The organism is Cupriavidus phytohabitans, assembly GCF_017815025.1.
Lineage (GTDB): Bacteria > Pseudomonadota > Gammaproteobacteria > Burkholderiales > Burkholderiaceae > Cupriavidus.
In genome coordinates, this window is sequence record NZ_JAGIQB010000034.1 from 19826 (window position 1) to 41645 (window position 21820).

A 21820-nucleotide genomic window follows, 5' to 3' on the forward strand; every position below is an offset into this window, starting at 1 on the left:
TTTAGTATTGTGTATTGAGAATGGTATGTCAAGGCGGCGGTCCGATGGCCGCACGCGTTTCGAGGCAAGGATCGCATTGCGCTCGAAAGCCTTGATTTGCCAGTGCCGGGCTTGCGCAAACGAAGCGAGCGCGACCGGTCGGTAAATGTGCATACATATGAAACCCTCTTCAGCGCGCTGAAGGATTTTCCCGTATCGTGTCGATCTGGTGCCGCCGCTGGCGGCAACCGGTAACCGGCAACGACAGTGTCCACCTCAGCGCCCCTTCCTTCCGCGTCTGCCGCCGCCGCAGACAACGCCATGACCTCGCGCGAACGGCGCGGCATGGCCGCCATCATGATCGCGGTCGCTCTGGCGACCCTCGATACCGCGATCGCCAACACGGCACTGCCCTCAATCGCCGCCGACCTGCGCGCCACGCCGGCGGCTTCGGTATGGGTGATCAATGCGTACCAGCTGGCCATGGTCGCCACGCTGCTGCCGTTCGCGGCGCTGGGTGGCATCCTGGGGCACCGCCGCATCTATCTTGGCGGTGTCGCGGTGTTCACCGTCGCGTCGGTCGTGTGCGCGCTGGCGTGGTCGTTGCCGACACTGGCGGCGGCACGCGCGCTGCAAGGCATCGGTGCGGCCGCGATCATGAGCGTCAACACGGCGCTGATCAGCTCCATCTTTCCCATGCACAGGCTGGGGCGCGGGCTGGGATTGAATGCGCTGGTGGTGGGCGTGTCGTTCGCGGTCGGGCCGACCGTGGCGTCGGTGATCCTGTCGTTCGGCACGTGGCCGTGGCTGTTTGCCGTCAACCTGCCGATCGGGCTGCTGGCGCTGGGGATCGCGCGCGGCGCGCTGCCGCAGACGCCGCGCGGCACGCAGACGTTCGACCGGGTCGCGGCGCTGCTCAACGTGGTGGCCTTTGCCGCGCTGATCTTCGCGCTGGGCGAAGGCGCGCAGCGCGCGCCGCTGCATGAGTCGCTCGCGGCTGCCGGCGTGTTCGTGGTGGCGTTCGGCCTGCTGGTCTGGCGCGAACGCGGCCGGGCCGCGCCGATGCTGCCGCTGGACCTGTTCCGTCGTCCGATGTTCGCGCTGTCGACGCTGACGGCGGTGTGCTCGTTCGCGGCACAGGGGCTGGCGTTTGTGTCGCTGCCGTTCTACTTCCAGCATGTGCTGGGGCGCGGCCAGGTCGAGACCGGTTTCCTGCTGACGCCGTGGTCGGTGGTGGTGGCGCTGGTCGCGCCGCTGGCCGGCCGGCTTTCCGACCGCTATCCGCCGGGCTTGCTGGGTGGGGTGGGGCTGGCGGTGCTGAGTGCGGGCATGGTATCGCTGGCGCTGCTGCCCGCCAATCCCAGTACGCTCGATATCGGTATCCGCATGTGCATTTGCGGTGCCGGTTTCGGCTTCTTCCAGTCGCCAAACCTGAAAGCCTTGATGGCCAGCGCGCCGCGTGAGCGCAGCGGCGGCGCCAGCGGGGTGATTGCCACCGCGCGCCTGCTAGGCCAGGCCACCGGCGCCGCGCTGGTGGCGCTGTGCTTCGGCATCGGCGGAGCGCACGGCCCAGGGCTGGCCCTGGCGCTGGGGGCAGGATTTGCTGCCGTGGCCGCGGTTGCGAGCTGGCTGCGATTGGTCGCACCAGACCCGCTGGCGCCGGCCTGACCCTTGCCCGGGCATGGTCTTGTGTTTTGTATCGATCGATCTATAATCCGTTTCATAGCGAACGATACAAAATCGAGCGACCATGGCCAGACCCCGCAAATTCGACGAACAGGCCGCGCTGACTGCCGCGCTTGACGCCTTCTGGGCGCGTGGCTACGAAGCTACCTCCACGCGCGACCTGACCAGTGCCATGGGCATGACCCAGCCCAGCCTGTACAACGCCTTCGGCGACAAGCGCTCGCTGTTCCTGCTGGCGCTGGAGGGTTATCTCGAAGCCAGCATGCGCGAGCGGATCGGCCGTCTGGGCACTATGCTGCCACCCGGCGCGGCCATTTCGGCGTACCTGTCGGAGAGCCTGGAGCGCTCGCTGGCGGATCCGCTGCATCGCGGCTGCCTGCTGGTCAATACCGCGTTGGAAGTCACGCCTGACGCTTCCGACGTGCAGCAGAAGGTCGCGGACGCGTTCGCGGAAATCCGTGCGTTCTTCCGGGACCGGTTTGCCGCCGCGCAGCAGGATGGCACGGCCAGCACTAGCGTGTCGGCCGACGACGCTTCGGCACAGTTGCTGGCGACGCTGCTCGGCATGCGCGTGCTGGCTCGCGCCGCCCCACAGCGCGCGTTGCTCGAGGCGGCTGTGCGGCCGACTCTGGCACTGCTTGGCTTGCCACCATTGAGCATGGCCGCCGTGCCCGGCACCGGCTGATTCCCGCCATAACTGCCTGATCTTCCCCTTTGCAATTCCGGACACGCCGCCTTGGCAGCGTGCCGGGAGCCTGCATGCTTTTTTTCGGCGCCATGCCTGGCGCCGATGGCCCCCTTTTGCCCTGCGCAAGGGTGGGACCGAACCGGAGAATCCCATGTCCAGACCTGCCGGCCTCTGCGCCGCCGCCACCGCCCCCGATCCTTTGGCATGGCGCGAGATCTACGCCGCGCTGTGCGGCCTGTGCGCCAGCCTTGTCGCCATCGGCCTGGCGCGCTTTGCCTACACCGCGCTGATCTCGCCGCTGATCCAGTCGCACTGGTTCCCGGCCTCGCAAACCGTCGCGCTGGGCGCGGCCAATTTCGCCGGCTACCTGGCCGGCGCCTTGCTGGGTCGGCCGATGGTATCGGTCTGGCCCAGCCGCACGGTGCTGCGCGCGTTGATGCTTGCCGCCACGCTGGCATTCGTTGCCTGCGCGTGGCCCCTGTCGGTGGCGTGGTTCTTCGGCTGGCGCTTTGTCTCGGGGCTGGCCGGGGGCGGCATCATGGTGCTGGTGGCGACCTCGATCCTGCCGCACATCCCGGTGCCGCGCCGCGGGCTGGCGATGGGCACGATCTTCGTCGGGCTCGGGCTGGGTATCGCCGCTTCGGGCACGCTCGTGCCGCGCTTGCTGCAGTTCGGCCTGCGCGAAACCTGGCTCGGGTTGGGCGCACTGGCGCTGACTGCGTTCAGCTGGTTCGGCTGGCCCGGCCCGTTGCCGCAATCCGGTACGGGTGCGGCGGCAAAAGCACCGCCGGCAGGGGCGCGGCGCCGGCTGCAATGGCTGTATGCGCAATACGCAATCAATGCCTTCGGCCTGGTGCCGGCCATGATGCTGCTGGTCGATCTGGTCGCACGTGGCCTGGGGCGCGGCAGCGAGGTCGGCGCATCGTACTGGGTGCTCTATGGCCTGGGCGCGATCGCCGGACCGCTGGTGTGCGGCTTTGCCGGCGAACGCATCGGCTTCGGCGTTGCCTATCGCGTTTCGCTGCTGCTGCAGGGACTTGCCACGGCGATGCTGGCATTGTGCGGCGATCCGCTTGCACTAGGTGTGGCGGCGGTGGTCCTCGGCGCCTTCACGCCCGGCATTGCGCCGCTGGGGCTGGGCGCGATCCAGGAGGCGCTGCCGCACGACGCGGCCGCGCAGCGCGCCGCGTGGAGCCATGCCACCAGTGCCTTCGCGCTGTTCCAGGCGCTGGCCGGCTACGGCTATGCGTGGATGTTTGCGCATTCGCATGAGAACTACGCGCTGATCTTCGGCTGCGGCGCGGTGGCGCTGGCACTGGCGCTCGCGTTGAGCCTGGCCGGCGAGCGCCGCGCGGCACCGTGAACGCCGCCGGCAGTAATTCCGGCATCGGCCTAGAATCCAGATTCCCCCGGCCCCGCTGCGGGCCGGCATGACCTGCAAGGAGCAGCAACGCATGAGCCATCTGTTCGAACCGCTGGAGATCGGCAACCTCCGGCTCGCCAACCGCATCATGATCGCGCCGATGTGCCAGTACTCGGCGCAGGACGGCAACGCCGGCGACTGGCACATGATCCATCTCGGCACGCTGGCGCTGTCCGGCGCGGGCATGGTGATCGTGGAAGCGACGGCAGTCTCGCCGGAAGGTCGCATCACGCCGCAGGACCTGGGCCTGTACTCGGACGACAACGAGGCGGCGCTGGGGCGCGTGGTGCAGGCGATGCGCGCGCATTCGCCTATCGGCATCGCGATCCAGCTGGGCCATGCCGGACGCAAGGCCTCGAGCCACGCGCCGTGGGACGGCGGGCAGCAGATCGCACCGGATGCGCCCGGCGGGTGGCACGCCGTGGCACCGTCGGCGGTGCCGCATGGCGACGGCGAAGCGCCACCGGCCGCGCTTGACCGCGCCGGCATGGACAAGGTGCGCGACGACTTTGTCGCGGCGGCACGGCGCGCGGCGCGGCTTGGGCTGGACGGCATCGAGATCCACGCCGCGCACGGCTACCTGCTGCACCAGTTCCTGTCGCCGCTGGCCAACCATCGCGACGACGAGTACGGCGGCAGCCTGGAAAACCGCATGCGCTTCCCCATCGAAGTCTTTGACGCGGTGCGCGACGCGTTTCCCGCGGAGCGGCCGGTGTGGATGCGCATCTCGGCCACCGACTGGGTGCCGGGCGGATGGGATATCGAAGGGACGGTCGCCTTGTCCAGGGCAGTAAAGGCGCGCGGCTGCGCGGCCATACACGTCACCACCGGCGGCGTCTCGCCGCAGCAGGCGATCAAGCTCGGCCCGGGCTACCAGGTGCCGTACGCACAGCGCGTCAAGGCCGAAGTCGGGCTGCCGACGATTGCGGTGGGCCTGATCACCGAGCCCGAGCAGGCCGAAGCGATCATCGCCAACCAGGAGGCGGATGCCGTCTCGCTGGCGCGCGCCATGCTGTACGACCCGCGCTGGCCATGGCATGCGGCGGCGCGGCTGGGCGCCAGCGTCCATGCGCCGAAGCAGTACTGGCGCTCGCAGCCGCGCGAGCTGAAAGACCTGTTTGCCAGCGCCGCATTCGGGCAGCGCTAGGCCCACGACATGTGCAGGAGGGTAGTGCCATGAAGCCTCGCATCACACTGGTCACGCTGGGCGTCGACGACCTGGAGCGCGCCGTGCGCTTCTATCGCGATGGACTGGGATTGTCGACACCGGGCATTGTCGGCCAGCAGTTCGAACACGGCGCGGTCGCGTTCTTCGACCTGCAGTCCGGGCTGAAGCTGGCACTGTGGCCGCGCGCGAGCCTGGCGCACGATACCGGGCTGACGGTGACAGCGCGGGCGTCCACCGATTTTTCGCTGGCCCACAACGTCGGCGACAAGGCGGAGGTCGACGCCGTGATGGCGCAGGCGAGCGCGGCAGGCGCCAGCGTGGTCAAGCCGGCGCAGGACACCTTCTGGGGCGGTTATGCCGGCTATTTCCAGGATCCCGACGGACACCTGTGGGAGGTGGCCTGGAACCCGGAAATGCCGCCTGCCAGCTGATTTGCCGCTGCCCCCTTTGCGGCGTCGAACCACCCGTGGTGCGGCGCCGCAAAGGGATTTCCATGATTGCCACGACACCGCGAACTCCCGACTATCCTTGTAGACAGCCATAGCATGTCGGCGGAGCGCCCCCACGCATTGCCTTTGCATCACGCTTCGTCGGCAGACCACCGAAGTAAAGCAATAAGAACAATGGCAAGGGAGACATCCATGCAAGTCTATGACAGCCTGCTGTATGTGACTGCGATGGTGCTGGTGTGCTTGTATGTGTACCTGGGCGCGTTGTCGCGCAGCACTGCGATTCGCCTGGGTTCGCCGGCAATCGTGGCGGGACTGGTGCTCGCCTATTCGCTGTCCCCGCTGCATTCGGGCGGCTGACGCCCGCAGCGGTGCGCGGCCTTCCCTGATGCGGAAGGGCCGTTCTGCTCAGCCCCGGCCTGTGCCTGGCCGTGGCGTGTCTCGCCTTGCGTCTCCTGCGCTGGCGCGTCGCGCAGCAGCGTGTCGATCGCTGCGTGCAATTCCTGCGGAACCACCGGCTTGTGCAGCAGCAAGGTGCCCGCCGCGTGCGCGGTGCGCAGGCGGTCTGCCGCCGTATCTCCAGTGATGACGATCGCCGGCACATGGCGGCCCACCTGCTGCCGGATCGCGTCCAGCGCTTCCTGGCCGGTGCGGTGGCCGCGCAGGCGGTAGTCGGCAAGCACCAGTGCGGGTTGGAACGCCGCAAGCATGGCCAGTGCCTCATCCTCGGAATCGGCCGTGCGGCAGTCGCATTGCCATGCCCCCAGCAGCTCCGACATGGCGGTGCGGATCGCTTCGTCGTCGTCGATCACCAGCACGCGCAGCCCGTCCAGCCCGCGCGGCGCGAGGGGCCGCGGTACGTCTTCCGGTGTGCTCCAGGCCAGCGGCATGCTGAAGCGGAACACCGAGCCGCGCCCCGGCCGCGAGCCCAGTGTCACGCGCGTGCGGATCGTGCGCGCCAGCCCCTCGACGATGGCCAGCCCCAGCCCCAGCCCCTTGCGCTGGTCGCGCTCCGGATTGCCGAGCTGGTGGAACTCGCGGAAGATGTCGCGATGCTGCGCGGCAGGGATGCCGATGCCGGTGTCCCACACCTCGATCACGGCATGCAGCTTGCGCTGGCGGCAGGCCACCAGCACGCCACCCTGCCGGGTATAGCGGATCGCATTGGCGATCAGGTTGCGCAGCACCAGTTCGACCAGCGTGGGATCGCCGTAAAGCGTCGTGGTGGTATCGCGCGTGCGGTACACGAGTCCGCGCGCATCGGCCTGCGGCGCGAATTCGTTCTCCAGCTTGTGCAGCAGCGGCTGCAGCCGGAACGGCCGCGGCCGTGGCGTGATCACGCCGGCTTCGAGCTTGGAGAAATCCAGCAGCGAGTTCAGCATCTCGCGCGCGGCGCCGGACGATGCCTCGATATGCGCCAGCAACTGGCGCTGGCGCTCATCCAGCGCGGTGCGGCCCAGCGACACCAGGAACAGCCCCATCGCATGCAGCGGCTGGCGCAGGTCATGGCTGGCCGAGGCCAGGAACACCGACTTGGCGCGGCTCGCCTGCTCGGCTTCGTGCTGCGCCGCTTCGGCGCGCGTGGTCTGTTCGCGCAGCTGCGAGATCAGCTCGACGTTCTCGAAGCGCAGCGCGATCGAATGCCGCGCCACGCGCGAATAATTGCGCGCGAACATGATCAGCACGAACAGGTACAGCGGCGTGCCGAGGAACATCGGCAGGTATTCGATATCGCCGGTGGCCAGGAACGCGATCCAGACCGGCACGATCGACGGGACAAAGAAGCCGATCGCCACCGGCAGGCAGGCGGAGAACACCGCCAGCGCCGCCGCGCTCATGCCGGCGATCAGCGACAGCACGCAGATCACCACCGCCGGCATGCGCACGTCCAGGTACAGCCATGCCACCAGTCCCCACAGCGCGCCGATCAGCGCGAGCATCGCGGTCATGCCGCGCGCAAAGCGGTCCGCACCGGCTTCGGTCAGCCGCCCGGGCAGCGTCAGCCGTCCGAAGTACGCCACCGCGCAGGCTACCGCCATGGCGCAGGCCCAGGGCAGGGCGCCGGGGCGGTCGCCTGACAGCGTCAGTCCCGCGGCGAGGATAAAGGCCGCCAGCGTGCAGCCCAGCATGGCGATGCCGAAGCTCTGGTCGATCAGCGCCATCTGCGCGGCCAGCAGCCGCGGCTCGTCGAAGCGCGGCAGCAGCCGCAGGCCGTGCTGGCAATCTCCCCTTACGCCCGGCGCCCGGTCCGCGATCATCGGGCCGCCTGCACCAGCCCGCGGCGCTGCGCTTCGAGGATGGCTTCGACACGGCTGACCACGCCGAGGTGCTCGAGGATGGCTGCCACATGGACGCGCACGGTATTTTCCGACAGGCCCATATGGTAGGCAATGACCTTGTTGGAGCGGCCCAGCGTCAGCTGGTGCAGCACCTCCAGCTGGCGCGGCGTGAGCGCGCTGGCTGAATATGGCGCGGGCGCGGGCGCGGCGGCACGGCCGGCCGAACTGGCGTCATCGGAGAAATGCGTGCCGCCGGCGAGGCAGCAGGCGATCGCTTCCTCGATCTCGCGCGCATCGGCCGACTTGGGCAAGAAACCGGCGATCTCGCGCCGTACCTCGGCCGGAATGGTTTCGAGGCCGGAGGTGCCGGACACGATCAGGATGCGCGCCGCCGGGAAATGCCGCCGCAGTACCTTGACGCCTTCAAGGCCGTTCAGGCCGGGCATCTGGATATCGAGCAGCAGGATATCGACCGCGGCGCCGGCGTGGTCCTGTACCGCCTGCATGACAGAGCCGGCTTCGATGATTTGCCCGACGCTCGGGCTGTCGGCCAGGACCAGGCGCAGGCCGGTACGGAACAAGGTGTGGTCGTCGATCAGGAGCAGGCGGGCTTGTGGCATGGGAACAGGCACCGCGGACGACCGGTGCAGGACAGTCTGGATGCCGGCTCAGCGGGCACGGGTGACAGCCATTGGACAAGAATCTGCGACACTTGTCCATGCACCGGATGCGTGAACGCGACTAGTCCGGAAAGATTATTGGCGCTGCGCAGCGGCAGTGCGAAGATCCTCTCCGTGGACAGTTCCGCGACGTGTCCACAACCACTTTTCGTTACCCACTACCACCCGGCTGTGGGTATTTTTTTTGCTTCACCAACGAAACGCAGGGTATCGCGCTGAGCCGTCTTCGATTTTCGACACGCATGCAGTCCCGCGAGCACGGGGTACCGCCGGTATTTCCACGAACAATCGTCCGGGCAACCGATATGCCCGCCGTCAGAGCCTGACGTCGGAGTGACGAACCGAATCCTAAAGATAGGCGGCTTACCTCATATTTGCCGGCTTGGTGCTGCGCCACCGCGTCGGCGTCATGCCGAACTGCGCCGTGAACCAACGGACGAATGAGCCATAAGCCGAATAGCCAAGCGATTCGGCAATGCGCCCGAGCGAGTAGCTTCTGTTGTCAATATAGTGGATAACGAGATCGCGCCGTACGCCATTGACCATGTCTGAGAAAACCATTCCAGCGCCTTCGAGTTGGCGCTGCAGTGTACGCACGTTCATCCCCAGGCCCTGAGCAACTTGCTCAATCGTCGCGCGCCCTGCCGGAAGCATCAGATAGATTGCCCTGCGCACCTCGAGCACAACTGACGGCTCATTGGCTCCCGGAAGGCCTTCAAGCAGGCGTTGCGCATGGCGGGCCATGACAGGGTCGGCGATAGGGTTGGGCAAGTCCAGGTCGGCGGCGCGGCAAATCAAGCCATTGAAAGGGCTTGCGAACTCCACCTTCCCCCCGAAGATGTGGCGGTGCAGCTGCAGATCGGGGGGAGCGTCATGGGTGAAACTGACGCCGAGGGGGTGCCAGGACGTGCCCAGCAGTATTCTGCACATGCGTGACAGTGAGCCCAGTGCCAGCTCAATTGACTGCGTGGACGGCCCGGCGTCATCCGCGACGACGTCTTCCCGCACGATGACCTTCTTGCCGGTCTCCTCAATACGGATGACGAGGAACTCATTCATCAGGTGCCGATACTGAATCAAGGTTCCAAGAGCGTCGCGCAGTGTTCTCTGGTGCGTGAGCAACACGCTGACGACACCAAGGTCAGACAGCTGCCACAGGTCCGCCATACGCAGCCCGAATGTTGGGCATTGCGTAAGTCGCGCTGACTCTTCCAGCAAGGTAACGGCTCCGCTTCCGGAAATCCAATGTTCCGGGTCCGCAAGCATCTCGCTGCTCAAGCCCAGCTTGCGCAGCAACGGCTGCGGTTCAAGGCCCAGTTGCTGCGCCACCCTGAAGTAGTTCTTTAGCACGCCTGTGCGAATCAGTGTGCCCATTGCTTCTCCCTCACCCGGTGTGTAGCCCGGATTCACTCGCCCGGGGAAACCCGGATACCACCAGATTCTGTCACGAAATGAGATGCGAATGTCGTGAAATGAGAGACAACGGCCGCCCGGGGATTACTAGACTGATCCCGTAATTCGACGACAAACGGAACCCATGGCAGCCCCTCAAAACAAGGTCATAGTCACCTGCGCCATAACCGGCGGCATTCACACGCCAACGATGTCCCCCTACCTGCCCATCACGGCAGAAGACATCGCCGGCGAGGCAATCGGTGCGGCCCAGGCCGGCGCCTCGATCGTCCATCTGCACGCGCGCAAGCCGGAGAATGGCCAGCCCTCGCAGGATCCCGCGCTCTTCCGGGAATTCCTCCCCGAGATCGCCGCGCGTACCGACGTCATCATCAACCTCACCACCGGCGGCGCACCCAACATGCTCGTCGAGGAACGACTGCAACCGGCGCTGCAACTCAAGCCCGAAGTCGCTTCGCTGAACATGGGGTCGATGAACTTTGGGCTGTACCCGATGCTTGGCAGGCACAAAGAGTTCAAGTACGACTGGGAACGTCCTTACCTCGAAGGCTCCGAAGACCGCGTCTTCCGCAACACGTTCAGGGAAATCCGCTACATCCTGGAATCGTGCGCCGGCAATGGGACTCGCTTCGAGATCGAATGCTACGACACCAGCCATCTCTACACGGCGGCGCATTTCATTGACCGTGGCATCCTCAAGCCGCCGTTCTTCATACAGTCCGTTTTCGGCTTGCTCGGCGGCATCGGGACGCATCCCGATGATGTCATGCATATGCGCCGCACCGCCGAACGGCTGTTTGGCAAGGACTACTACTGGTCCGTCCTGGGTGCGGGCCGCAGTCAGATGCCGATTGCTTCCATGGCGGCTGCGATGGGCGGAAATGTCCGCGTGGGCCTGGAGGATTCGCTTTGGGATGGGCCGGGCCGGCTTTCGACCAGCAACGCCGATCAAGTCAGTCGCATCGTCGGGATCCTGAAATCGCTGAACCTGGAAGTGGCCACTCCCGATGAGACGCGCGACATGCTCCAGTTGAAGGGCAGGGATGCTGTTGCATTCTGATCTCTTCCAATTGCCTTGCCGCCCCTTAACCCGCGAGCGCGTTCCCGGCGACAAGCCACCTGAATAATTTGATGCCCGGTCCGACCTCAACTGTCCGTTGCGGCGCCGATAGTTAAATCCCCTATCAAGGAGAAAGAAATGCAATTTCTGGATGATTCGCTGCACCCGGAGAACATGGACAAGGTGGTAATCACCGTGGCCCCGTACGGCCCGGAGTGGATGCCCGAAGATTTCCCGGAAGACATCCCCGTGACCATGGAAGAGCAAATCCAGAAGGCGGTGGATTGCTATGAAGCCGGGGCCAGCGTGCTGCACCTGCACGTGCGTGAGCCGGATGGCAAGGGCTCCAAGCGCCTGTCCATGTTCAACGAACTGATCGCCGGCGTGCGCAAGGCGGTGCCGGACATGATCATTCAGGTCGGCGGCTCGATCTCGTTCGCACCGGAAGATGAAGGCCAGGCCGCGAAATGGCTGGATGATGACACGCGTCACGCGCTGGCGGATCTCGACCCCAAGCCGGACCAGGTGACGGTAGCACTCAACACCATCCAGATGAACATCATGGAGTTGATCTACCCGGAGTTCTACGAGAGCACGCACATGGCCAACCCGGCCGTCTACGATGCCTACCGTGAAATGATTGTTCCGGCTGGCCCGGCCTGGGCAGAAGAGCACTTGCGCCGCCTGCAGGAAGCCGGCATCCAGCCGCACTTTCAGTTGGTGGGCATGCATGCGCTCGAAACGCTGGACCGCATGGTGCGCAGAGGGATCTACAAGGGCCCGCTGAACCTGACCTGCATCGGCATCGGTGGCGGCCACCATGGACCGCATCCGTACAACCTGTTCGACTTCATTCAACGTGCGCCGGATGGCTGCACCATTACCGCCGAGTCGTTGTTCAAGAACGTACTTCCGTGGAACACGATGGCGCTGGCAATGGGTATGCACGTGCGCTGCGGCATTGAGGACACCCTCATCGATCAGCATGGCAACCGGTTCACCTCGGTGCAGCAGATTCAGCAGACCGTGCGTATCGCCAGGGAGTTGGGCCGCGAGATCGCCGATGGCAAGGAAGCGCGGGAAATCTACCGTATTGGCACCTGGTACAACGATGTCGATGAAACCCTGGCCGCCAACGGCATGACGCCGAACCGCAAGCCCGGTGTCAAGAACGTGCCGCTGCGCCGCGCAGCCTGAGCCTGCTACGGCACAGACCAAGAATTGATCCGGTTGAAGTGCGCACTCCAGCCTGAATTGCTGCAACCGGATCGATCTGTTTTGACTTGATTCAAATAAGGAATGTCATGACTCGTACCGTCGTTCTCGTTACGGGAGCCACGTCTGGGATCGGCCGCGCCACGGCGCTTGCATTCGGCCGTGATGGGGCACAGCTGGTTTGCTCCGGCCGCAATGCCACCGCAGGCGCCGCACTTGTATCCCAACTCCGGGAACTCGGTGCCGAGGCCGAGTTTGTACCCGCTGACGTAGCTGATGAGGAGCAGGTCCGCCAACTCGTCGAGCATACCGTCACCCGCTTTGGACGGCTCGATGTCGCAGTGAACAGTGCAGGGACCGAAGGCACGCCGGGGTCGATCGTCGACCAGACAGTTGAATCCTATGCGACAACTTTCGACGCCAATGTCCTTGGGACGTTCCTGAGCATGAAGTATGAGTTGCGCGTCATGCTGGAACAGAAAGAGGGCGTTGTGATCAACCTCTCCTCGACCATGGGAAGCCGCGGCAATGCGCAGAATCCAATGTATGTGGCCAGCAAGCACGCGATCGAGGGCTTGACCAAGGCTGCGGCACTCGAGGCAGGCAGATCGAATGTGCGAGTGAATGCGGTCGCGCCTGGCCCTATCGATACCGGGATGCTGGACCGCATTGCAGGAGGCGCCGACAACATTGCGGCAGTTGCGGCGACGATCCCGGCGGGCCGGATTGGGACCCCGGAGGAGGTCGCCGACGCCATCGTGTTCCTCGCGTCCGCGCGGTCCAGATACATAACGGGCCAGATTCTCGGCGTCAATGGTGGCAAGACAGCGATGTAGCCGCCGACACGCTGGGCTTGCCCCAGGCGCGGTCAGAGGCAATGAACAAGGCATTTCAGGAGACAAGTCATGGCAAAAGCAATTCGGTTTCACGAGACAGGCAGCGCTGATGTCCTCAAGCTCGAGTCCGTGGATGTAGGTGATCCCGGCCCGGGCCAGGCTCGCGTGCGGCACACTTATATCGCCGTCAACTTCATCGACATCTATTTTCGGACCGGCCACTATCCCCTCGAACTTCCCAACGGCCTGGGCTCCGACGCCGTTGGTGTCGTCGAGGCGGTGGGGCCCGGCGTGACGGACATCCGCGTGGGCGACCGCGTGGGCTACCTGCTCGGCCCGCAAGGCGCTTATGCGGACGTGCGGGTCATGCCTGCCGAGGTGCTGATTCCGCTGCCGGATGGTGTCTCGGACCGTACCGCTTCCACGCTCATCATGAAGGGCATGACGGCGCAGTATCTGTTCCGCCAGGTCTATCCGCTCAAGGGTGGCGAGACCATCCTCTATCACGCCGCGGCCGGAGGCGTGGGCCTGATCGCCTGCCAGTGGGCACGCGCGCTGGGCGTAAACATGATCGGAACGGTCAGCACCGACGAGAAGGCGGAGCTTGCCAGGGCCAACGGCTGCTCGCACGTCATTGTCACCTCGCGCGAGAACATCGTCGAGCGCGTGATGGAAATCACCGACGGCAAGAAGGTGCCGGTGGTGTTCGATTCGGTCGGCAAGTCGACGCTGGACGCCTCGCTGTCTTGCCTGCAGGTGCGCGGCACGTTGGTCAGCAACGGCACGACTTCAGGTCCCGTCGAGATCGACAGCCGCACGCTGGCGGCGAAGGGCTCGCTCTGGGTCACGCGTCCGGCCATGGTGCACTACGCCACGCCGCGCTCGCACATGCTCGCCATGGCCAACGAGGTGTTCGACATGGTGACGGCCGGAAAGATCACCAGCGAGCCGAAGCAGCAGTTCGCGCTGGAAGACGCCGCGCAGGCCCATCGCGCACTGGAAAACAGGCAGACGAGCGGCGCCACCGTACTGGTGCCGTAAAGCGGTGCCATAGCGCGGGCTTTCCCTTCGCACGCATGCCGCAGTCGCATTTCCATCCTCGCAGGGGCGAGGGTGGAGGGGCGGCTGCGCCCTCGAAGGCAAGTTCACATTGCCGGAAATACCGAGATGGAGACAAAGATGTCAGACCGACCTGCCGTTCTGCGCGTGCGCCGCGTCGTCGCCGCGACGATTCTTGCACTTGCCATGCCCGCCGCCATGGCATGGACCAACAAGCCGGTGCGCGTACTGGTGCCAGCGCCTGCCGGCGGCACGATGGACGTGATGGCACGCATGCTGTCCGAACAACTCACGGCAGAGCTGGGCCAGCCCGTGGTCGTCGACAACAAGCCGGGTGCCGGCGGCGCCATCGCGGTCGGCGCGCTGCTGGCGGCGCCGCCCGATGGCCAGACCATCCTGGTGTCGGCGACCAACGTGTTTGCGGAAATCCCCCACGTGATGAAGGTGCCCTACGATCCGATGAAGGACGTGAGGCCGGTTGCCGCCGCAGCCAGGTCGACCCTGCTGCTCGTCAGCGCCCCCGGCCTGCCGGCCAAGGACCTGCCGGGGCTGATCAGCTACGTGAAGGCGCATCCGGGCAACCTGAGTTTCGCTACCTATGGCCCGGGCACGGCCTCGCAGTACGCCGGCATGATCATGAACCAGAAGGCGGGGATCGATCTCCAGAACATCCCGTTCCCGGGATCGCCGCCGGCCCTGACGCAGGTGATGGGCGGGCAGATCGCCGTGATGTATGACGGCATGGTGACCTCGCTGCCGTACCTCAAGGCGGGCAAGCTCAAGGCCTATGCCGTGGCCGCCAAGCAGCGCTTGCCGATGCTCCCGCAGGTGCCGACCTTCGCCGAACTGGGCTATCCGGACGTTGACTTCAGCAACTGGACCGGCGTGTTCGTGTCGTCCAGGCTGCCGGCGGACCTGACTGAGAAGATCCAGGCCGCGGTCTACAAGGCAGCCTCCAGGGCCGGCGTGCAGGAACGGATTGCCGCGCTCGGGTTCGAGCCGCTGCAGCCGCAGAGCCTTGGCCAGCTCAGCCAGGATCTGCGCGCCGATTTCGATCGCAATGCCCGCATCGTGAAGACGTTCAACATCCAGCCGCAATGACATCCATCGACCATGCGAGTTGAACAACTTACCTGCGCAATCGGCGCAGAACTCATCGGGGTCAGCCTTGCCGATGCGATCCATGATGATGGCGTGTTCGCCGGCATCCGCGAGGCGCTGCTCAGGCACCGCGTCCTGTTTCTGCGCGACCAGGACATCACCGCTGCCCAGCACGTGGCCTTCGCGCGCCGCTTCGGGGATCTGGAGGATCACCCTGTGACGGGTAGCGACCCGGAGAATCCGGGGTTGGTGCAGATCTACAAGACGCCCGCCAACCCGCCGGATCGTTACGAGAACGCCTGGCACACCGATGCGACCTGGCGCGAAGTACCGCCGCTTGGCGCTGTCCTGCGGTGCTGGGAGTGCCCGCCCGTCGGGGGCGACACCATGTGGGCCAACATGGTGCTTGCATACGAAAACCTGCCCGCCCACGTCAAGGAGCAGATTGCCGACCTTCGGGCGCGTCACAGCATCGAGGCGAGCTTTGGCGCCGCCATGCCAATCGAGCGGCGCCTGGCGCTGAAGAGTCAGTTCCCTGACGCCGAGCATCCGGTGGTGCGGACCCACCCGGAGACTGGCGAGAAGGTGCTGTTCGTCAACGGGTTTACCACGCACTTCACCAACTTCCACACGCCGGGCCGCGTGCGCTTTGGGCAGGACTACAGCCCTGGCGGTGCCGACCTGTTGCGCTACCTGGTTACGCAGGCGCACATCCCCGAACACCAGGTCCGCTGGCGCTGGAGGAAGAACAGCGTGGCTATCTGGGACAACCGGTCGACCCAACATTACGCCGTCATGGACTATCCGCCGTGCAACCGCAGGATGGACCGCGCAACGATCATCGGAGACCGCCCTTTCTGATCCGGGCGGGCTGGCTCGCAATACCGGGAGGTCATGGCTGCAGAACGTTGATCAAAAGGTGGCGGATTGCAGAGCCTCCCTGTAGTAGCGGCGCACCTGGCGCCGGAAATCGCTGTGACTGAGTCTGAAAACAAACAAATGAGAACGATGAACCATGGAGGATGGGAGTAGATGAGAAGAGCGATTCTTGCCCTGGCCGCCGCGATGGCATGTGGTGCAGCCCAGGCGCAGTCCGGCGTAACGTTGTACGGCGTGATCGACGTCAACCTCGAATACGTCAACAAGGTCGGCGTAGTCCCGTCGGCGGCTAACGGCTTTAATCCCGGTACGGGCCACTCGGTGTTCCGTGAGAACTCCGGCGGCTACTCCGGCTCGCGTTGGGGCCTGCGCGGCACGGAAGACCTCGGTGGCGGGCTGAAGTCCATCTTCGTGCTGGAAAGCGGCTTCAACGCCGATACCGGCACCCAGCAGCAGGGCGGACGCATGTTCGGCCGCCAGGCTTTTGTCGGCCTCAAATCCGATTACGGGCAGGTCACCTTCGGCCGCCAGTACACGTCGTTGTTCGTGTCGTTGGCCAACTTCGTGCCGGCCCGCTTCGCCACGCAGTATGAACCGGCGGGCGTCATCGCCGGCGCGAACTTCCGCGAGGACAACGTGGCGCAGTACACCGGCAAGTTCGGTCCCGTGACCGCCGTGGCGCACTGGTCGTTCGGTGTCGGTACGACGCTGCCGCAGATCAACCCCGGTATTCCCACGTTGGGCGGCAACGGCGAAATACCGGGCCAGTTCCGCCGGGATTCGGCCTACGGTGCGGGCGTGACCTACATCAACGGCCCGCTCGGCCTGGGCGTTGCCTACGACCAGTGGAACCCGACGATCGGCACCAGCAACGGCACGTTGAAGAAGGCGGCCGTCATGGCCAGCTATTCGGTCGGCGCGGGCAAGGTGATGGGCGGCTACCGCTGGGGGCAGAACAAGGACCATACAGGCAGGGAGTTCCTGCGCGACGACTTCTACTGGATCGGTGGCCAGTACCGCGTGTCGGCGGCGCTGGATTTCACGCTGGAGTATGACTACCAGAACCTGAAGAACGTCGGCGGCAACACGCACGCGGCCAATCCGTGGCAGATCGCTCTGATCACTGACTACTCGATCTCGAAGCGGACCGACGTGTACCTGACCACGGCGTATACCCGAAACGCCGGCCTGACCATGGACTCGGCGGCGAGCGGCTTCGCCACCAGCCTGGCGCTGGGCAACAGCTACTCGCTGCCCAGTGGGCAGAAGTCCATGTTCGGTGCGGCTGTGGGCATCCGCCATATCTTCTGACCACCCGCGCGGTGGCGATGCCGGGCGCAGGCAGCAGCCTGCGCTCACGGTATCTCGCCTCGCGATATGCCACGCTTCGCGCGGAAGGGAGCGTGGCAAGTTCATCCGGCGGGCGCAGAACGATCACGCTCCGGGCCTTAACCGAGTAACCGAGGAAATCGAAATCCATGACTTCTACCAACCAGCCGACGGTCGTGATTGTTCCCGGTCTTCGCGACCATATGCCGGAGCACTGGCAATCGCTGCTCGCCGAGCAACTGCAAGCGCAGGGAAGGGCGGTGCAGATCGTGCCGCAGATCGACCAGGACAAGGCGCTGTGCGGTGCCAGGGTGGCGAACCTGGAGCGCGTCGTCAGCAGCATCCAAGGGCCGATCGTCCTGGTGGCCCATAGCATGGGATGCTGCATCACGGTCCACTGGGCGCAACAGACGACGCGCGAGGTCCAGGGCGCGTTGCTTGCGGCCCCCGCCGACCTCGACACGCCCCTGCCCGCCGGCTACTCCGATCCGCAGACCCTGGCTGCCAGCGGCTGGACACCGCTGCCGAGGGCGCGCCTGCCGTTTCCGAGCATCGTGGTCGGCAGCCGCAACGATCCGATCGGAGGATTCGAGCAGGTCCACGCCCTTGCGCAGGCCTGGGGCAGCCGCTTCGTCAATGGGGGCGACATTGGCCACCTCTCGCCGTCCGACGGATATGGCAACTGGCAGAAGGCAGCGGAGTTGCTCCGCGAGCTGTGAGATTCACCATTCATTGCGTCTCCACTCCGGGTGCCGACCTCCGGTCTTGATGACACTTTCCACGGCAGCCGGGTTTTGATGGTTCCACGGGCAACGCCTGTGGAACCTCTTCTTTGCTTTCAACGGGCAATTCCGGAGCCGCTACAGCTCCGACAGCCCGAAGCTGCGCAACCGCGCCAGGTCGGTCACGCGGATGCTCTGGTAGGACAGGTGCACCATGCCGGCTTCTGCCAGCCGGCGCAGCGCCTGGTTGACGCGTTGCCGCGACAGCCCGGTCAGCAGGCCGATCTCCTCCTGTGACAGTTCCAGCACGGGGCTGGTGCGCGGATACAGGTCAGGATGGAACAGCTGCGCGATTGCCTGCGCCACGCGCGCGTCGGCGCCGAGCAGGCGGTCGTTCTGCACCGTGGCGATGAACTGGCCCATCCGTTCGTTGAGCTGGCGGACGACAAAGCTGGCAAACGGCAGGCTCTGCGCCAGCAGCGTGTTGAAGACCGGCTCTGGCACCAGCAGCACTTGCGAGTCGCGGATGGCGATCACGTCATAGCGGCGGTCTTCGCGCTTGATCACGCTGCCTTCGCCGCACCAGCCGCCGGCCGGCACGCCGGAAAAAGTGCAACCGCGCCCGTCAGGCGTGTACACCGCCAGCTTGATCAGGCCGCTGTCGACCCCGATCCAGTAGCGCGAAGGCTCGCCGCGCCGGGCAATGAAGGCGCCCGCGGCAAAGGACTGCAGCAGCGTTTCGCGCGCGGCCAGCGCCTGGTGTTCCGCCGCCAGCGCGGCGTACCACGCATGGCTGGCCAGCGTGCTTTCAGGGGCGCGGGCAGGGTTCTGGGATGCGGTCATGACATCGGCGCGAGCGGCTGCGCGGCACTTTGTAAGATTCGCGTAAGCCTTGGCTGGCGCGGGTTTGCGGGGAGTTTGTCATCCGGACGACAGTGCGCCGGATGTCTGCGATGATAGCCTTGCCCCAGAAAAAGTGCGACAAGCGGAGACACATCAATGCCAACTGATTTCGACAGCGGCCTGGCCCGCAATGCGGCCAATTTCGTACCGCTCACTCCCATCGACTTCCTGGTGCGCGCCGCCGAGGTGTACGGTGACCGCCTGGCCATCGTGCACGGCCCGGTGCGCCAGAACTGGCGCGACACCTATGCGCGCGCGCGCCGCATGGCCAGCGCGCTGGCGCGTGCCGGCGTGGGCAAGGGCGATACCGTGGCCGCGCTGTTGCCCAACACCCCTGCCATGGTCGAGGCGCATTTCGGCGTGCCGATGGCGGGCGCCGTGCTCAATGCGCTCAATATCCGCCTCGATGCCGCCAACCTCCTCTTCATGCTGCGCCATGGCGAGGCCCGCGTGCTGCTCGCCGACACCGAGTTTGCCGAACTGGCGCGGCAGGTCGCGCTGGAAATCCCCGGGCTCAAGGTGATCGCGGTCCATGATGCGCTGGGGCCGCAGGCCGAGCCGTTCGGCGATACCGACTACGAGTCCTTCCTGGCAGCCGGCGACCCGGACTACGCGTGGCGCATGCCCGCCGACGAGTGGGAAGCGATCGCGCTGAACTACACCTCCGGGACGACCGGCGATCCGAAGGGCGTGGTCTATCACCACCGCGGCGCGGCCATCAACGCGATCTCCAACATCCTGGAATGGGACCTGCCCAAGCATCCGGTCTACCTGTGGACGCTGCCGATGTTCCACTGCAATGGCTGGTGCTTCCCGTGGACCATCGCGGCGCGCGCTGGCGTCAACGTCTGCCTGCGCAAGTTCGAGCCCAGGCTCGTGTTCGACCTGATGCGCGCCGAAGGCGTGACGCACTACTGTGCCGCGCCGATCGTGCATACCGCGCTGGTCAACGCGCCCCCATCGTGGCGCGAAGGCGTGCGCGGCCCGGTGCGCGGCATGGTCGCCGGCGCGCCGCCGCCTGCAGCGGTGCTGGCGCAGATGGAGGCAATGGGCTTCGAACTCACGCACGTCTACGGCCTGACCGAGGTCTATGGTCCGGCCGCGGTCTGTGCCGAGCAGGATGACTGGCGTGCGCTGTCGGAACAGGACCGCGCCGTGCGCAAGGCGCGCCAGGGCGTGCGCTACCACCTGCAGTCGCAGGTCGCCGTGCTCGATCCTGATTCGATGCAGCCCGTTCCAGCCGACGGCGAGACCATCGGCGAGATCATGTTCCGCGGCAACATCTGCATGAAGGGCTACCTGAAGAACGAGAAGGCCACGCGCGAGGCATTCGCCGGCGGCTGGTTCCATACCGGCGACCTCGGCGTGTGCATGCCCGACGGCTATATCAAGATCAAGGACCGCAGCAAGGACATCATCATTTCCGGCGGCGAGAACATTTCCAGCGTGGAAGTGGAAGATGCGCTCTATCGCCATCCCGCGGTGCTTGCCGCGGCGGTGGTGGCGCAGCCTGACGCCAAGTGGGGCGAGACGCCGTGCGCCTTCGTCGAGCTGAAGGAGGGCGCCAGTGCCACCGCCGAGGACCTGATCGCGCACTGCCGCACGCTGCTGGCCGGCTTCAAGGTGCCCAAGGCGGTGTACTTCGGGCCGCTGCCCAAGACGTCGACCGGAAAGATCCAGAAGTTCGAATTGCGCCGCAAGGTGAAGTCGGATGCCGCCATCGACGTCTGAACGCGGCGGCTGCTAGGGCTGCACGGCCTCCTCGGCATCGCGCTGGCCGGCGATATGCGAATCGATGGCTTCGCGGCCCCACGCCATGCCCGCGCGCGTGGCATCGCTGGCACAGCCAAAGCGCATCTGGATCACGGGGCACAGCCACGGCAGCCGCGTGCCGTGAAGCCAGACTTCGGCGCGCAGCGTCCACCAGCCTTCGTGCTGGCTGCCATAGCGCAGCGCCGCGGCATGGATGCGGTAGCCGCGGTAGCCGGCGTTCTCGTCGTGCCATCCGCTGGGCATGCGCTTGCCGGGCGTTCAGCGTGCCCGCGCCTCGTGTGGACTTCCGTGGTCGCGGGGACGATGCCAGTCCTCCGCAATGTCGGGGAATACCTCGCATTCGCCACGCACGATGTTCTCGATGGTGGCGCACACGCATTCGGTGCCGCGTGGCCCCACGCACACAAGGCTGCGCGGATGGTCGGTATGCTGTGGAATGGCGTAGACGCGCATGCCCTCCTGGTACAAGGGATGCTTGCTAAGGCGCTCGTTCATCAACTCGACGAAGCGCTGCGGAGAGACGACCGGCTTTTCCATTTCATGCTCCTGCGGGCCTGCCCATCACACCGCTGGCAAGCGCGGCGAGGCGACCAGGTCAGTTAAGGCCAGGAAGATGACAGGCAGGTGGCAGGGAAGCACCCAGGCAGCGGGATGGCACCTGGGCGTGGCCGGAACGGAGAATCGCGGGCAAACAGCCTGCCCGCGTTGCCACTGCCACGATTCCAGACTAGGACATGCGCGGCAGCGCGCAAGGATTGGAGCCGCCCGGAGGCCCGCGCCTGCACATGGCAGCGCGGGCGGCGTGCATCAGGTGGTGCGCAGTTCGCTCGCGGCGCGCGGGCCATCCAGCATGCCGTTGCCTGCGGCCCAGCAGGCTGCCTCGGCCTCGGCATGCGAACTGTAAGTGGAGGGCGCTTCAACGGTGCAGTCGGCGTCGGCCGCGCCGCAAAGTTCTTCCATGACGATGCGCCAGGTGTACTGGCCGGATGGCTCTTCCAGCACGTGCAGTACCAGCGTGCGGTGATGGTCCGAAAGCGTAAGGGGCAGGGTCGACATTGGCGCCTCCCGTTGGCAGGTGGGACGCATTGATGCTAGCAATTGCGAGCGCATGGCGCCATCGGAGAATTGCAACCGCGGCATGGCAAGATACGCGTGGCGTGGCTTCCCCAGCTGCGCCG

Annotated in this window: 22 protein-coding genes; 15 read left to right on the top strand and 7 right to left on the bottom strand. The window is 65.7% G+C overall.

From position 1 onward, the window contains the following. Positions 1–300 precede the first annotated feature (300 nt). From J8I34_RS22120 to J8I34_RS22145, 6 genes are all read left to right on the top strand, one after another. Positions 301–1647, top strand: a complete 1347-nt coding sequence (locus tag J8I34_RS22120; protein ID WP_029050549.1) for an MFS transporter — start codon at positions 301–303, stop codon at positions 1645–1647. A gap of 82 nt (positions 1648–1729) precedes the next feature. Continuing rightward, the gene (locus tag J8I34_RS22125) at positions 1730–2350 is read left to right on the top strand and encodes a TetR/AcrR family transcriptional regulator (protein WP_029050548.1); all 621 of its coding nucleotides are present in this window, start codon (positions 1730–1732) and stop codon (positions 2348–2350) included. 154 nt (positions 2351–2504) lie between these two features. After that, the gene (locus J8I34_RS22130; RefSeq protein ID WP_209807041.1) at positions 2505–3716 is read left to right on the top strand and encodes a YbfB/YjiJ family MFS transporter; all 1212 of its coding nucleotides are present in this window, start codon (positions 2505–2507) and stop codon (positions 3714–3716) included. A gap of 91 nt (positions 3717–3807) precedes the next feature. Next, positions 3808–4923: an NADH:flavin oxidoreductase/NADH oxidase gene (locus J8I34_RS22135; protein WP_209807042.1), complete on the top strand. Its 1116-nt coding sequence runs from the start codon at positions 3808–3810 to the stop codon at positions 4921–4923. A gap of 29 nt (positions 4924–4952) precedes the next feature. Further along, positions 4953–5375, top strand: coding sequence for a VOC family protein (locus J8I34_RS22140; RefSeq protein ID WP_029050546.1), 423 nt, complete (start codon positions 4953–4955; stop codon positions 5373–5375). Between the two features lie 210 nt (positions 5376–5585). Next, the gene (locus J8I34_RS22145) at positions 5586–5753 is read left to right on the top strand and encodes a hypothetical protein (protein ID WP_198030922.1); all 168 of its coding nucleotides are present in this window, start codon (positions 5586–5588) and stop codon (positions 5751–5753) included. Here the strand turns inward: J8I34_RS22145 and J8I34_RS22150 are convergent. The 3 genes from J8I34_RS22150 to J8I34_RS22160 form a co-directional block, all read right to left on the bottom strand. After that, entirely contained in the window at positions 5720–7651 is a 1932-nt protein-coding gene (locus J8I34_RS22150; RefSeq protein ID WP_209775970.1) for an ATP-binding response regulator, read from the bottom strand. The genes J8I34_RS22145 and J8I34_RS22150 overlap by 34 nt on opposite strands. Beyond that, positions 7648–8292 (bottom strand): response regulator transcription factor, encoded by a 645-nt coding sequence (locus tag J8I34_RS22155; protein WP_209775971.1) that lies wholly within the window; start codon positions 8290–8292, stop codon positions 7648–7650. The genes J8I34_RS22150 and J8I34_RS22155 overlap by 4 nt, the downstream gene beginning before the upstream one ends. Before the next feature lie 423 nt (positions 8293–8715). Next, the gene (locus tag J8I34_RS22160) at positions 8716–9726 is read right to left on the bottom strand and encodes an AraC family transcriptional regulator (protein ID WP_209775972.1); all 1011 of its coding nucleotides are present in this window, start codon (positions 9724–9726) and stop codon (positions 8716–8718) included. A gap of 163 nt (positions 9727–9889) precedes the next feature. Between J8I34_RS22160 and kce the strand changes: the two genes are divergently transcribed. From kce to J8I34_RS22200, 8 genes are all read left to right on the top strand, one after another. Beyond that, positions 9890–10825 carry a 3,5-dioxohexanoate:acetyl-CoA acetone transferase gene (kce, locus tag J8I34_RS22165; RefSeq protein WP_209807043.1) on the top strand — a complete coding sequence of 312 codons (936 nt, stop codon included), beginning with the start codon at positions 9890–9892 and terminating at the stop codon, positions 10823–10825. A gap of 138 nt (positions 10826–10963) precedes the next feature. After that, complete coding sequence (locus tag J8I34_RS22170) at positions 10964–12022, top strand: beta-keto acid cleavage family enzyme (protein WP_029050542.1); 1059 nt, start codon at positions 10964–10966, stop codon at positions 12020–12022. Between the two features lie 107 nt (positions 12023–12129). After that, positions 12130–12876, top strand: a complete 747-nt coding sequence (locus tag J8I34_RS22175) for an SDR family NAD(P)-dependent oxidoreductase (protein ID WP_029050541.1) — start codon at positions 12130–12132, stop codon at positions 12874–12876. Positions 12877–12945: 69 nt separating this feature from the next. Then, a complete protein-coding gene (locus J8I34_RS22180) occupies positions 12946–13917 on the top strand; it encodes a quinone oxidoreductase family protein (RefSeq protein WP_209775974.1) in 972 nt (323 codons plus the stop codon). A 138-nt stretch (positions 13918–14055) separates the two neighbouring features. Beyond that, a complete protein-coding gene (locus tag J8I34_RS22185; RefSeq protein WP_029050539.1) occupies positions 14056–15036 on the top strand; it encodes a tripartite tricarboxylate transporter substrate binding protein in 981 nt (326 codons plus the stop codon). 12 nt (positions 15037–15048) lie between these two features. Next, positions 15049–15897, top strand: coding sequence for a TauD/TfdA dioxygenase family protein (locus tag J8I34_RS22190; protein ID WP_029050538.1), 849 nt, complete (start codon positions 15049–15051; stop codon positions 15895–15897). Between the two features lie 171 nt (positions 15898–16068). Beyond that, positions 16069–17226: a porin gene (locus J8I34_RS22195; RefSeq protein WP_029050537.1), complete on the top strand. Its 1158-nt coding sequence runs from the start codon at positions 16069–16071 to the stop codon at positions 17224–17226. A gap of 167 nt (positions 17227–17393) precedes the next feature. After that, positions 17394–17963, top strand: a complete 570-nt coding sequence (locus tag J8I34_RS22200) for an RBBP9/YdeN family alpha/beta hydrolase (RefSeq protein WP_209775975.1) — start codon at positions 17394–17396, stop codon at positions 17961–17963. Positions 17964–18104: 141 nt separating this feature from the next. Here the strand turns inward: J8I34_RS22200 and J8I34_RS22205 are convergent, their stop codons facing one another. Continuing rightward, the gene (locus tag J8I34_RS22205; protein WP_209775976.1) at positions 18105–18809 is read right to left on the bottom strand and encodes a Crp/Fnr family transcriptional regulator; all 705 of its coding nucleotides are present in this window, start codon (positions 18807–18809) and stop codon (positions 18105–18107) included. A gap of 156 nt (positions 18810–18965) precedes the next feature. Here J8I34_RS22205 and J8I34_RS22210 point away from each other — a divergent pair, with 156 nt between their 5' ends. After that, positions 18966–20600, top strand: coding sequence for an acyl-CoA synthetase (locus J8I34_RS22210; protein ID WP_209775977.1), 1635 nt, complete (start codon positions 18966–18968; stop codon positions 20598–20600). A 12-nt stretch (positions 20601–20612) separates the two neighbouring features. Here J8I34_RS22210 and J8I34_RS22215 read toward each other — a convergent pair whose 3' ends face one another. The 3 genes from J8I34_RS22215 to J8I34_RS22225 all read right to left on the bottom strand — a co-directional run bounded on the left by J8I34_RS22215 (position 20613) and on the right by J8I34_RS22225 (position 21698). Continuing rightward, complete coding sequence (locus tag J8I34_RS22215) at positions 20613–20885, bottom strand: hypothetical protein (RefSeq protein ID WP_209775978.1); 273 nt, start codon at positions 20883–20885, stop codon at positions 20613–20615. A 15-nt stretch (positions 20886–20900) separates the two neighbouring features. Beyond that, positions 20901–21179 (bottom strand): hypothetical protein, encoded by a 279-nt coding sequence (locus J8I34_RS22220; RefSeq protein ID WP_029050532.1) that lies wholly within the window; start codon positions 21177–21179, stop codon positions 20901–20903. A 270-nt stretch (positions 21180–21449) separates the two neighbouring features. Continuing rightward, positions 21450–21698: a hypothetical protein gene (locus J8I34_RS22225; RefSeq protein WP_133093261.1), complete on the bottom strand. Its 249-nt coding sequence runs from the start codon at positions 21696–21698 to the stop codon at positions 21450–21452. Between the last annotated feature and the right edge of the window lie 122 nt (positions 21699–21820).

What these genes read in the sequence shown, in the direction of transcription:
- J8I34_RS22120 (WP_029050549.1), top strand. Translation starts at nt 301, where the DNA reads ATGACCTCGCGCGAACGGCGCGGCATGGCCGCCATCATGATCGCGGTC.
- J8I34_RS22125 (WP_029050548.1), top strand. Translation starts at nt 1,730, where the DNA reads ATGGCCAGACCCCGCAAATTCGACGAACAGGCCGCGCTGACTGCCGCG.
- J8I34_RS22130 (WP_209807041.1), top strand. Translation starts at nt 2,505, where the DNA reads ATGTCCAGACCTGCCGGCCTCTGCGCCGCCGCCACCGCCCCCGATCCT.
- J8I34_RS22135 (WP_209807042.1), top strand. Translation starts at nt 3,808, where the DNA reads ATGAGCCATCTGTTCGAACCGCTGGAGATCGGCAACCTCCGGCTCGCC.
- J8I34_RS22140 (WP_029050546.1), top strand. Translation starts at nt 4,953, where the DNA reads ATGAAGCCTCGCATCACACTGGTCACGCTGGGCGTCGACGACCTGGAG.
- J8I34_RS22145 (WP_198030922.1), top strand. Translation starts at nt 5,586, where the DNA reads ATGCAAGTCTATGACAGCCTGCTGTATGTGACTGCGATGGTGCTGGTG.
- J8I34_RS22150 (WP_209775970.1), bottom strand. Translation starts at nt 7,651, where the DNA reads ATGATCGCGGACCGGGCGCCGGGCGTAAGGGGAGATTGCCAGCACGGC.
- J8I34_RS22155 (WP_209775971.1), bottom strand. Translation starts at nt 8,292, where the DNA reads ATGCCACAAGCCCGCCTGCTCCTGATCGACGACCACACCTTGTTCCGT.
- J8I34_RS22160 (WP_209775972.1), bottom strand. Translation starts at nt 9,726, where the DNA reads ATGGGCACACTGATTCGCACAGGCGTGCTAAAGAACTACTTCAGGGTG.
- kce (WP_209807043.1), top strand. Translation starts at nt 9,890, where the DNA reads ATGGCAGCCCCTCAAAACAAGGTCATAGTCACCTGCGCCATAACCGGC.
- J8I34_RS22170 (WP_029050542.1), top strand. Translation starts at nt 10,964, where the DNA reads ATGCAATTTCTGGATGATTCGCTGCACCCGGAGAACATGGACAAGGTG.
- J8I34_RS22175 (WP_029050541.1), top strand. Translation starts at nt 12,130, where the DNA reads ATGACTCGTACCGTCGTTCTCGTTACGGGAGCCACGTCTGGGATCGGC.
- J8I34_RS22180 (WP_209775974.1), top strand. Translation starts at nt 12,946, where the DNA reads ATGGCAAAAGCAATTCGGTTTCACGAGACAGGCAGCGCTGATGTCCTC.
- J8I34_RS22185 (WP_029050539.1), top strand. Translation starts at nt 14,056, where the DNA reads ATGTCAGACCGACCTGCCGTTCTGCGCGTGCGCCGCGTCGTCGCCGCG.
- J8I34_RS22190 (WP_029050538.1), top strand. Translation starts at nt 15,049, where the DNA reads ATGCGAGTTGAACAACTTACCTGCGCAATCGGCGCAGAACTCATCGGG.
- J8I34_RS22195 (WP_029050537.1), top strand. Translation starts at nt 16,069, where the DNA reads ATGAGAAGAGCGATTCTTGCCCTGGCCGCCGCGATGGCATGTGGTGCA.
- J8I34_RS22200 (WP_209775975.1), top strand. Translation starts at nt 17,394, where the DNA reads ATGACTTCTACCAACCAGCCGACGGTCGTGATTGTTCCCGGTCTTCGC.
- J8I34_RS22205 (WP_209775976.1), bottom strand. Translation starts at nt 18,809, where the DNA reads ATGACCGCATCCCAGAACCCTGCCCGCGCCCCTGAAAGCACGCTGGCC.
- J8I34_RS22210 (WP_209775977.1), top strand. Translation starts at nt 18,966, where the DNA reads ATGCCAACTGATTTCGACAGCGGCCTGGCCCGCAATGCGGCCAATTTC.
- J8I34_RS22215 (WP_209775978.1), bottom strand. Translation starts at nt 20,885, where the DNA reads ATGCCCAGCGGATGGCACGACGAGAACGCCGGCTACCGCGGCTACCGC.
- J8I34_RS22220 (WP_029050532.1), bottom strand. Translation starts at nt 21,179, where the DNA reads ATGGAAAAGCCGGTCGTCTCTCCGCAGCGCTTCGTCGAGTTGATGAAC.
- J8I34_RS22225 (WP_133093261.1), bottom strand. Translation starts at nt 21,698, where the DNA reads ATGTCGACCCTGCCCCTTACGCTTTCGGACCATCACCGCACGCTGGTA.